Genomic DNA, 2,970 nt, shown 5'->3' on the forward strand with positions numbered 1-2,970 from the left:
GCCCGGCCGACCGGCTCGACCAGGGACGACGGGGCGGACGGCGCATGAGCGCCGAGCCGCGGATCGTGACGCACCGCGACGCGGGCGTGCTCGCCCGCGCCGTCGCCGCCCGGCTGATCACCAGCCTGGTCGACGGTCAGGCGGCTCGGGGTGAGGCATCGGTGGTCCTCACCGGTGGCGGCATCGGCATCGCGCTGCTGCGGGCGGTGCGGACCAGCCCTGCGGCCGACGCGGTCGACTGGTCGAGGGTGGACGTGTGGTGGGGGGACGAGCGCTTCGTCGCCCCCGACTCCGCCGACCGCAACGACCGCCAAGCCCGCGAGGCGCTGCTCGACCACCTGCCGCTCGACCCGAAACGGGTGTTCCCGATGGGTCACCTGGCCGCGCTGCGGGCCGGTGGGGACGTCGAGGACGGCGGGACCTCCGGCGGTTACGCCGACGCGGAGTCGGCGGCGGCGGAGTACGCGGCGCTGCTCGCCGGCCGGGCGGCGCCGGGCGCGGCAGTTCCCGTGTTCGACGTGGTGCTGCTCGGCCTCGGCCCGGACGGCCATGTCGCGTCGCTGTTCCCCGACCTGCCGGGGGTCGTCGCGACCGAGCCGGTCATCGCCGTGCACAACAGCCCGAAGCCGCCGCCGGAACGCGTCTCGCTGACGCTGCCGACGATTCAGTCCACCCGGGAGGCGTGGGTGATCGCCGCCGGCGAGGAGAAGGCCGGCGCGGTCGCCGCGTCGTTCTCCGGGGCCGGACCGCTCTCGGTGCCGGCGACGGGAGCGGTGGGCCGTGAGCGCACCCTGTGGCTGATCGACCGGGCCGCCGCCGCCCGGCTGCCCGCCACCTGAGCGCTGATCGGTGCCCGGCCGTGCGGGCCGGGCACCGGATGCGCCGTGCGCCGTCCGCGCGGGGCCCGCGACCAGCGGGAGCCCGGCCCGCGCGGACGGCGGTCCGTCAGGCCAGGATCTTCGTCTTGCCGCGCTCGAACTCGGCGTCGGAGATGACGCCCCGGTCGTGCAGCTGGGCGAGCTTGCCGAGGTCATCGGCGCCGCCACCCGTGCCGGCCGCGTCGCGCAGATAGGCACGCCAGGCCTGCTCGTCACGATCGGCCGCGGCCCGGCTGCGTTCGTGCATGCTGCCGCCCCGGACGATCAGGTAGGCGAGCACCCCGAAGCAGGGCAGGACGATGATGGCCGCGGTCCACCCCGCCTTCCCCCAGCCGGACAGGTCCCTGCTGCGGAACACGTCGGTGATCACCGCGAACAGCAACCACAGCCACAGCACGAAGGCGAAGAACCACAACATGTAGAGAAAGACGCTCACAAGCGGGAAGTCTGGATCCATCGCGCACCTCCAGTTCGCGCTGTCGCGCGGTCCCATGAGCACCTGTCCGGGGCCGGCCACGAGCCGGCCGGCGAAGACGCCCGGATCCCGCCACGACACGCTGACTCACCACTCATACCCGCCCTACCGGCGCGGATGCTGCCAGCCCGGACCGCTCACCCGCAGCGGGTGAGCCAGCCGGGCGTCGGTGCCCGCGAGGCGGCGCCGGGTGCCGTGGCCGGCGGCGGACGACCCCGGGGCAGGTCTGATTCGCCGGATGTCTGCGCGACCGACGGGCCGTCTGGTCGTCCGGGCGGCCTCTCGTGGATCTCGAGTCGGACGCCGTCCCGGTGTCCTCGTCCAGCGTGGTGTCCGCTCTGTCCGTACGGAGTCCGTACCGAGTGGCCACGGCGATCATCACGGTGATGATCGCCGGCGGACTGCGGGCACTCAGCTCTCTCCCCCGCCGCCCCAACATCACCCACAGCCACGAGCGTCCGCCGGCTGCGCAGGGCTGAGCTGCTTCCGGTCGCTTCTGCATGGATAAATCGGATGCGGAGCCCGTCAGAAGCGGCCGGAAGCCTTCCTCCCACGCAACGCACAGACATTTCAGACCTAAGACGGCCACCCACGGTGGCGTACGGCGTGACGTCGCTCGTCGTCGTGGCGCGGTCACGGCTAGCCCTGGGAGCGGCATCGGTGGATTTCCCCGTGACCAGCCGAAGATCCACGGGACGCCGCCTGGTGCGCGTCACAGCCGGTTTGTCCAGCTCGCCGGGACCACGGAGCCCGAGCCCTTCACACGGTCAGCGAACCAGCGAGGACGCGTCAGTCCGCGAGGCGGCGCAGGATGCCGTGACCAGCGGTGGACAGGTCCGTCGCCGGGTAGTCGAAGTCGAGGGCGCCGTCCTGGCGCAGCGCAAGGACGTCGATGCTGTTGGCGACGCAGGGTGGTTCTCCACCGGTGAGCCGCTCCGCGAGCCGCGCCGTGCCGCCCTGCACGGAACGCAGCAGAAGCTCGCTGGTGCAGCCGTCGGTCGGATTGCGACCAGTGCCGACCGTGTCGCCCACCCGACCGGTGCTCAGCGTCAGCTCCAGCTGAAAGGACAGCGAGCCCTGGGCGACGAACCCCCACCACCGGCCGATCATCCCGGCCGGCAGATTCAGGGCAGAACCCGGCACGGCGCCCCGTCCGGTGGGTGACGCGGTGAGCGGCGGTGGACCGTGGCGCCCGCCGCTGTCGCCCACCGGGTTCGCGACGACCGCGACCAGCGCGACCACGGCGGTCACGACGGCGACCGCCGCGACGAGCACAGCCACGAGGCGCGGTGATGGCCACGACCAGCGAACGCGACCGGCACCAGCCCGGGCCTCCCACTGCAGGGGTTCTACGCCCCACAGCGGTGACTGCGCGGCCGGGCGGCCTTGCGGCGCACCCGCGCGCCGACGTGCCGTGACGAGCGAGACCGGTGCACCGGACTCGGTATCCGCACCGCCGAACCCCGCCGCACCGGCCTGACCCGCACCGCCGAACCCCGCCGCACCGGCCTGACCCGCGCCGCCGGACTCCGCGGAACCGGCTTCGCGCACGCTGGCGCGCGGACTGTCCGGTCCGGGTCCGGGTCCGGCCGCCCGCACGGGCGCCCGGCCGGCAGG

At 73.9% G+C, this 2,970-nt stretch carries 3 protein-coding genes and 1 pseudogene; 2 read left to right on the forward strand and 2 right to left on the reverse strand.

Going from position 1 to position 2,970, the window contains the following annotated elements; translation table 11 throughout:
- The first annotated feature begins 44 nt into the window (after positions 1–44).
- The gene (gene pgl, locus MXD58_RS24095; protein WP_248839937.1) at positions 45–839 is read left to right on the forward strand and encodes a 6-phosphogluconolactonase; all 795 of its coding nucleotides are present in this window, start codon (positions 45–47) and stop codon (positions 837–839) included.
- A 106-nt stretch (positions 840–945) separates the two neighbouring features.
- Here pgl and MXD58_RS24100 read toward each other — a convergent pair whose 3' ends face one another.
- Complete coding sequence (locus MXD58_RS24100) at positions 946–1,335, reverse strand: SHOCT domain-containing protein (protein WP_248839938.1); 390 nt, start codon at positions 1,333–1,335, stop codon at positions 946–948.
- Between the two features lie 302 nt (positions 1,336–1,637).
- Here MXD58_RS24100 and MXD58_RS24105 point away from each other — a divergent pair, with 302 nt between their 5' ends.
- Positions 1,638–1,832 (forward strand): hypothetical protein, encoded by a 195-nt coding sequence (locus tag MXD58_RS24105; RefSeq protein ID WP_248839939.1) that lies wholly within the window; start codon positions 1,638–1,640, stop codon positions 1,830–1,832.
- Between the two features lie 310 nt (positions 1,833–2,142).
- On the opposite strand, the pseudogene MXD58_RS24110 reads toward MXD58_RS24105, so the two are convergent.
- Positions 2,143–2,970: pseudogene (locus tag MXD58_RS24110) on the reverse strand (hypothetical protein); the annotation flags it as partial.

It is taken from the genome of Frankia sp. AgKG'84/4 (assembly GCF_023242965.2).
Classification (GTDB): domain Bacteria; phylum Actinomycetota; class Actinomycetes; order Frankiales; family Frankiaceae; genus Frankia.

Coding starts and splice junctions, on each gene's coding strand:
- MXD58_RS24100 (WP_248839938.1), bottom strand. CDS start 1,335: ATGGATCCAGACTTCCCGCTTGTGAGCGTCTTTCTCTACATGTTGTGG.
- pgl (WP_248839937.1), top strand. CDS start 45: ATGAGCGCCGAGCCGCGGATCGTGACGCACCGCGACGCGGGCGTGCTC.